Consider the following 6,753-nt stretch of genomic DNA (forward strand, 5'->3'; position numbering starts at 1 on the left):
CGCCGGGCATGGCCCGGCGCTACCGGACGCGTCATGCACTGGGGAGCGCCGGGCCATGCCCGGCCGACATTGACGGATCCACCCGGCGTTCACGACGGCGCTGCGACGCTGCGCGCATCCCCCACTGGAGCCGCGCATGCGCCGGATGCTGTTGCCTGCCTGTCTGCTGCTCGCGTCAATGCCCTTGTCCGCCGCAGCGGCCGAGGCCTGTGATGTCCCGCCGCGCTTCGGCCTGAGCCCCTTGGCCATTGCCATCCGCAACGCGGCATGCAACGAGCATCGGCTGTGGTTCCGCCCCTTCATCGACCGCGATGGCCGCGCCGCCAGCCTCAGCGTCACGGAAGCCGAGAACGAGCATCTGGCCGACAACGGCCTGATTGCCTGGCAGCGCGTCTCCCACTACTGGCGTGACAGCGGGACGCTCAACGCCATGGGCAGCATCGCCGGTGCCAGCAGTTGTGCCGCACCACTGGGCTCGCGCTATACCGACAGCGACTGCCGTGCCTTCCTGATCGACAATCCCTGGTCGGCTGCCTTCATTTCCTGGGTGATGGTGCGTGCCGGTGTCCCCGGCTTCAACACCTCGCCGCGCCACATCGACTACATCCGTGCTGCCTACCAGGGTGGCCCTTCCGGCGTGCCTTACCGGCTGGCCGATCCAGCCACGGCTAAGCCGGCCCCCGGCGATCTTCTGTGCTTCCTGCGCGACCGCAGCACCACGCTCAGCTACAGCGGACTGGTACAGGCGCTTGGCAATGGCTCGGTCGGCCATTGGAAGTCGCACTGCGAAGTGGTGGTCGCGGCCAATCTCGGCGGTGACCAGACCTTGTACCTGGTAGGCGGCAACGTCATGAACACCGTGGCGATGCGGCTGCTGCCGCTGGATCGGACCGGACTGATCCAGTTGCCTGCGGCCCGCGAACGCGACAGCACCGGCATCGAGCCCAGCTGCACGCCGGGGCGCGAGGACGAATGCAGTTTCAACCGCCAGGACTGGGCCGCACTGCTGCAGCTGACTGCGACCGCGCCGTTGATCGCACCGGCACCGGCAGCGGCAACGCCACCGATGACCACAGCGCCCGCAGTGCAGCCGGCTTCCGGTGATCCGCAGCGGATGAACTGAATCTTCTGCTTGATCCAGCAGGCATTCGCCGCCATCTTTGCCGCATTGACACCTGACGCCTTGGAACCATGCCCACCCTGCTGCTGTTGCTGATTGCCGGCGCCATCGTCTACTTCTTCTGGAACGCTGCCCGCTCCGCCGCCGAGCGCGCGGTCGAGCTGGGACGCAACGCCTGCCGGGCCGCCAATGTGCAGTGGCTGGACCAGGCGGTGCATGCCACCGGCCTGCGCCTGTCGCGCGGCGAGGATGGCCGGCTCGGTTTCGAGCGCACCTTCAAATTCGAGTATTCCTACGATGGCATCGATCGCCATGTGGGCCGGATGGTGCTGCGCGGCGATCAGCTGGTGTCGTTCACCGGCCCGGGCGCGGCGCGGATCAGCCAGATCCGGCCGGATGTGGACGATGCCGAGGATGTCTGATCCCGGACATCCACGCGTGGCGTGGATCTTCCTGATCCGGGATCGGTAGCGCCGGGCCATGCCCGGCGACCAGGTCTGTAGAACGGCAAGGCGCAAAGCTGCGCTGGACGCTCCTGTTACTTGACCACGCGCAGGTTCGGCCGGCCCTTCGGCGGCGGTCCTGCCGGCGGCGTATCCTCCGGCGGCGTGTCGTCGTCATGCAGCACTTCGTCGCCGGCCGACGCCGGTTCACTACCCGGAATGTCATCCGGCAGTGCCATGCCCTGCCCGGTCTCGCGGGCGTAGACGGCCAGCACGGCGCTGATCGGCACCTGCACCGGGTAGCTGGTACCGGAGAAGCGCGCCGAGAAGCTCACCATCTCGTTGTCGATCATCAAGCGCACTACCGCGCGTTCGGCGATGTTGAGCACCACTCTGCCATCCTTGACCGCCGAAGGCGGCACCTGCACGCCGGGGACGCCGGCGTCGACCAGGATGTGCGGGGTCAGCTGGTTGTCATTGATCCATTCCACCAGTGCCCGCAGCAGGTACGGGCGGTGGCTGGTCATGTGGAAGAAGTCTTCGGTCATGCGTGAAGTGTACGCGCCCGACGCCCCGACCGGGGCGGATCGCCTGCACGCCGGTCGGCGTGCAGACGGGAAAGCAGCGGCCGGCTCAGACGGGCAGGTCGCGCAGCTTCTTTTCCTGCTCGGTCAGGCTGCGCACGAACCCCGGGTGGCGGAAGATGCGGTTGCCGTAATCCTCGATGGCCTTGCCGTCCTTCGGCAACGCCACATCCAGTGACTGCAGGCGCCAGATGATCGGCGCCATCGCGCAGTCGGCCAGGCTCATTTCCGGGTTCAGGAAGAACTTGCTGGCCTTGAACAGCGGCAGCGACGCGGTCAGCAACTCCTTCAAGCGCTTGCGCCCGGCCTCGGCCTGGGTCTTGTTGCCCAGCTGGATGGCCTGCACCTGCGGCACCCAGTCGTGCTCGATGCGCAGCATCGCCAGGCGGATGCGTGCACGTGACAGCGGATCGACCGGCATCAGCGGCGGATGCGGATAGCGCTCGTCAAGGTATTCGCTCACCACCGAAGCGGCGTACAGCACCAGTTCGCGCTCGACCAGGGTCGGCACCGAATGGTACGGATTGAGGTCGATCAGGTCTTCGGGCGGATTCTGCGGATCGACCGCAACGAAATCGAACGTCACACCCTTGGCCGCAAGGACCAGGCGCACACGGTGGCACAGTACATCGTCGTTCGAGGAAAACAGCGTCAGTGTATTGCGCATGCGTACGCTCGCCGCCATCAAAGGCTCTCCTACGACAGGAGACCGCCTGCCGCATCGGCGCCGCCAGCACCGTGCCGGCGGTCGACTTCTCCCCGAGTGTGCAACCGACCATCACAAAAGCCAATAGGCCCAGCCAACGGCCGGCGGCAGAATCAGTGAACGTCCTTCCAGTATTCCTTCTTCAGCAGGTACACCAGGAAGGTCAACAGGGCCAGGAACAGGATCACCCACACGCCCAGCTGCTGCCGCTTGAGCGCAGCCGGTTCGCCGGCGTATTCGAGGAAGTTGGTGATGTCCCGCACGGCCTGGTCGTACTGGCCGGCATCAACCGAGCCGGGGCTGTCGATGCGCAGCCCGGTCACCGGCGGGTCCATGCCTGGCCCTTCGGCCTTGCCGTGCACGGCATGCTGCAGGCCCTGCATTTCCCAGAGCGGGTTGGGCATGGAGGCGTTGGCGAACAACGCGTTGTTCCAGCCCAGCGGGCGGCTGCTGTCGAGATAGAACGACTTGAGGTAGGTGTAGACCCAGTCGCTGCCCCGCACACGCGAGATCAGGCTCAGGTCCGGCGGCATCTTGCCGAACCACTTCTCGGCCTGCTCCTTGGGCATCGCCACCGGCACCGGATCGCCGATTGCCGCACCGGTGAAGTTGAGGTTGTTCATCACCTCTTCCTCGGTCAGCCCCAGGTCCTGCGCCATCCGCGAGTAGCGCAGGTACTTCAGCGCGTGGCAGCTGGAGCAGTAGTTCATGTACAGCTGCGCGCCGCGCTGCAGCGATGCACGGTCACCGAGGTCGTTGCCGGCCTGCAGCAGCTTGGTGCCGCCTTCGGCAGCGGTGGCCAGGAAACTGCCCAGCATCAGGGCGGCCGCGAGGGCCAGCCGGACCATCCAGCGCTCAGTCATGCGTGGTCACCCTCTCCGGTACCGGCTTGGTCTTGTCCAGCCTTGTCCATAGCGGCATGGTGATGAAGAACGCGAAGTACAGGAAGGTCAGCACCCGCCCGATGTAGGTCTCGTGCACGTCCGTACCCGGACCGGAGCCGATCACGCCCAGCCACACGAAGCACACGGCCAGCATGCCCAGCATCACCTTCGAGATCCAGCCGCGGTAGCGCACCGACTTCACCCGCGCCTTGTCCAGCCAGGGCACCAGGAACAGGATGGCGATCGCCGAGAACATCACCAGCACGCCACCGAGCTTGTTCGGCACCACGCGCAGCATCGCGTAGTACGGGGTGTAGTACCACACCGGTTTGATGTGTTCCGGGGTCACCAGCCGGTTGGCCTCGGTGAAGTTGTCGTGCTCCAGGAACAGGCCACCAAAGCCGGGGGCGAAGAAGATGATGAAGGCGGCGATGATCAGCAGGAAGCCGGCGCCGACGCCATCCTTGAGCGTGTAGTAAGGATGGAAGGGAATGCCATCGGCCGGTGCATTGGGCGACCAGCGGTTGCCCTTGGGCCCCTTCTTGATCTCCACGCCATCCGGGTTGTTGGACCCCACTTCATGCAGCGCGCCCAGGTGCAGCACCACCAGCAGCAGCAGCACCAGAGGCAGTGCGATCACGTGCAGCGCGAAGAAGCGGTTGAGCGTGGCATCGCTGGGCAGGTAATCGCCCATGATCCACTCGGTCAGGCCATTGCCGATCACCGGAATCGCGCCGAACAGCGAGATGATCACCTTGGCGCCCCAGAACGACATCTGGCCCCACGGCAGCACGTAGCCCATGAAGGCCTCGGCCATCAGCACCAGGTAGATCAGCATGCCCAGGATCCACACCAGCTCGCGCGGTTTCTGGTAACTGCCATACAGCAGCCCGCGGAACATGTGCAGGTAGACCACGATGAAGAACAGGGATGCACCGGTGGAGTGCATGTAACGGATCAGCCAGCCCCACTCGACATCACGCATGATGTATTCGATGGAGCCGAAGGCCTCCGCCGCGCTGGTCTTGTAGTGCATCGTCAGGAAGATGCCGGTGACGATCTGGTTGACCAGCACCAGCAGCGCCAGTGAACCGAAGTAGTACCAGATGTTGAAGTTCTTCGGCGCGTAGTACTCGCTGACGTGCTTGCGGTAGATCGGCATCAGCCCCGGCGCGCGGGCGTTGACCCAGTCGGCGACGCCTGTCGCGGTACGGCTCAGGATATTGGCCATCAGGCTGCCCCCTCCGGATCGACACCGATGATGAGCGTGTTGTCGTCCTGGTAGTGGTGCGGTGGCACCAGCAGGTTGATCGGCGCCGGCACGTCCTTGAAGACGCGGCCGGACATGTCGAAGCGCGACTTGTGGCAGGGGCAGAAGTAGCCGCCCTTCCACTGCGGGTCATACGGTTCGGGGCGGATCTCGGCCACCATCTCCGGCGAGCAGCCCAGATGCGTGCACAGGCCGACCAGCACCGACACATCGGGCTTGATCGAGCGCAGCTCGGGATTCTGCTTGAGCACGTAGGCGGGCTGCTGGTCCTTCTCGCCGGACTCCGGGTCCTTGAGGCGGTCGTCGAGCCCATGCAGCGCGTCGAGGATCGCCTTGGACCGTTTGACGATCCAGATCGGCTGGCCGCGCCATTCCACGATCAGGCGCTGGCCTTCCTGCAGGGCACTGATATCGGCCACCACCGGTGCTCCCGCGAGCTTCGCGCGGGCACTGGGGTTCCACGATTTGATGAAAGGAACTGCGGTGAATCCGACGCCGACGGCGCCAACCACGGCTGTGGTGGCAGTAAGAAAACGCCGACGTCCGGTATTGACTGGATCGTGTACCCCATCGTTGGCCATCCGGCACTCCGATATTGATTAGGTAGCTTTGAGGCTGCCAGCGGTCTGGTGGGGGCCAGAGCCGCATTGAATCATGGGCGAGTGTAGCGGAACCGTTACGCGCCACACAACGCATTGCAACAACTCTTTGCACCGTGTGCCGACCGGCAGCCGGCGATGGGCCGTCAGTCGGCACCGGCACCGGCCGGACTACTGGTGACTCAAGGCACTGCGGTAACGCTCGGCCAGCTGGCCCACCCGACGCACGTAGTACTGGGTTTCGCTGTAAGGGGGCACGCCACCGTGGCGGTCGACCGCACCTTCCCCGGCGTTGTAACCGGCGGCGGCCAGGGTGAGGTTGCCATTGAATCGCTTCAGCAGCCACGACAGGTACTGCACCCCGCCACGGATGTTCTGGCCCGCATCGTAGGAATCACTGACCCCGAAGCGCGCGGCAGTCGGCGGCATCAGCTGCATCAGGCCCTGCGCACCGGCGCGGCTGAGTGCGGTCGGATTGTAGGCCGACTCGGCATGGATGATCGCCCGGACCACCGCCTCCTCCACGCCGAACTCGCGCGCGGCCGAAGCGATCTCGGTCTGGAAGGCCGTCGTGTTCAGACGCACGGTGCCGAAGTCCACGCGCGGGTTGGCCCCACAGGCGTAGCAGCGCTCCATGAAGCTGTAGCGGATGGTGCGCACCGGCCCCAGGTGGGCAACCTGGCTGGGCCGCGCACTGGTGTAGTGGCGCACCCCATCCTTCATATAGGAATAGACCTGGCCACTGACCATGCGCCCGGTGCGGGGCGTGCCGGCAGCAACTGCCGGAGTCGAAGCAGGCACCGGTGCAGCCGGCACGGGCACGGCGGCACTGGCGGCCACCGCCACCGGATTGCGCTCGATGCTGGCCACGGTGGCCGGCACAGGCCTGGCAACAGTCGCTGCCGGGCGGGCCGGGCGGGCGGCCTCCCGGCTGTAGCTGATGGTGCTGCATTGGGCACCGGCCACACGCTTGCTCACATAGCTGGTGACCCCGTCTGCCCCCTGGCACTTGTACAGGGTGCCGGCGCTGGCCGGCGCAGCGGTCAGCGCAGCGATGATGATCGCCGTTGTCCCCAGTCTCCCCTTCATGGCCGCGAGTGTCCCAGCTTCGCCCCGCGTTGCCAAGCCGTGCGGCTCAGCCTGTGAC

General features: G+C 65.8%; 8 protein-coding genes. 2 read left to right on the forward strand and 6 right to left on the reverse strand.

Translation table 11 applies throughout. From position 1 onward, the window contains the following. Positions 1–136 precede the first annotated feature (136 nt). Both N7367_RS04140 and N7367_RS04145 read left to right on the forward strand, forming a co-directional pair. Complete coding sequence (locus N7367_RS04140; RefSeq protein ID WP_053516604.1) at positions 137–1,123, forward strand: DUF2272 domain-containing protein; 987 nt, start codon at positions 137–139, stop codon at positions 1,121–1,123. A 68-nt stretch (positions 1,124–1,191) separates the two neighbouring features. Further along, complete coding sequence (locus N7367_RS04145) at positions 1,192–1,542, forward strand: DUF3301 domain-containing protein (protein WP_053516603.1); 351 nt, start codon at positions 1,192–1,194, stop codon at positions 1,540–1,542. Positions 1,543–1,658: 116 nt separating this feature from the next. Here N7367_RS04145 and N7367_RS04150 read toward each other — a convergent pair whose 3' ends face one another. The 6 genes from N7367_RS04150 to N7367_RS04175 all read right to left on the reverse strand — a co-directional run bounded on the left by N7367_RS04150 (position 1,659) and on the right by N7367_RS04175 (position 6,695). Next, on the reverse strand, positions 1,659–2,111 hold the full coding sequence (locus N7367_RS04150; protein WP_279941789.1) for a ClpXP protease specificity-enhancing factor: 453 nt from the start codon (positions 2,109–2,111) through the stop codon (positions 1,659–1,661). 85 nt (positions 2,112–2,196) lie between these two features. Beyond that, positions 2,197–2,832 (reverse strand): glutathione S-transferase N-terminal domain-containing protein, encoded by a 636-nt coding sequence (locus N7367_RS04155; RefSeq protein WP_279941790.1) that lies wholly within the window; start codon positions 2,830–2,832, stop codon positions 2,197–2,199. Positions 2,833–2,966: 134 nt separating this feature from the next. Beyond that, positions 2,967–3,716: a cytochrome c1 gene (locus N7367_RS04160; protein WP_053516600.1), complete on the reverse strand. Its 750-nt coding sequence runs from the start codon at positions 3,714–3,716 to the stop codon at positions 2,967–2,969. Beyond that, positions 3,709–4,968 carry a cytochrome bc complex cytochrome b subunit gene (locus tag N7367_RS04165; RefSeq protein ID WP_053516598.1) on the reverse strand — a complete coding sequence of 420 codons (1,260 nt, stop codon included), beginning with the start codon at positions 4,966–4,968 and terminating at the stop codon, positions 3,709–3,711. Before N7367_RS04165 ends, N7367_RS04160 begins: the two co-directional genes overlap by 8 nt. Further along, positions 4,968–5,588, reverse strand: a complete 621-nt coding sequence (gene petA, locus N7367_RS04170; RefSeq protein WP_053516597.1) for a ubiquinol-cytochrome c reductase iron-sulfur subunit — start codon at positions 5,586–5,588, stop codon at positions 4,968–4,970. Before petA ends, N7367_RS04165 begins: the two co-directional genes overlap by 1 nt. Before the next feature lie 189 nt (positions 5,589–5,777). After that, positions 5,778–6,695, reverse strand: a complete 918-nt coding sequence (locus N7367_RS04175; RefSeq protein WP_197572116.1) for a lytic transglycosylase domain-containing protein — start codon at positions 6,693–6,695, stop codon at positions 5,778–5,780. Positions 6,696–6,753: the final 58 nt, after the last annotated feature.

The sequence above is a fragment of the Stenotrophomonas sp. GD04145 genome (assembly GCF_029835135.1).
Taxonomy (GTDB): domain Bacteria; phylum Pseudomonadota; class Gammaproteobacteria; order Xanthomonadales; family Xanthomonadaceae; genus Stenotrophomonas; species Stenotrophomonas maltophilia_P.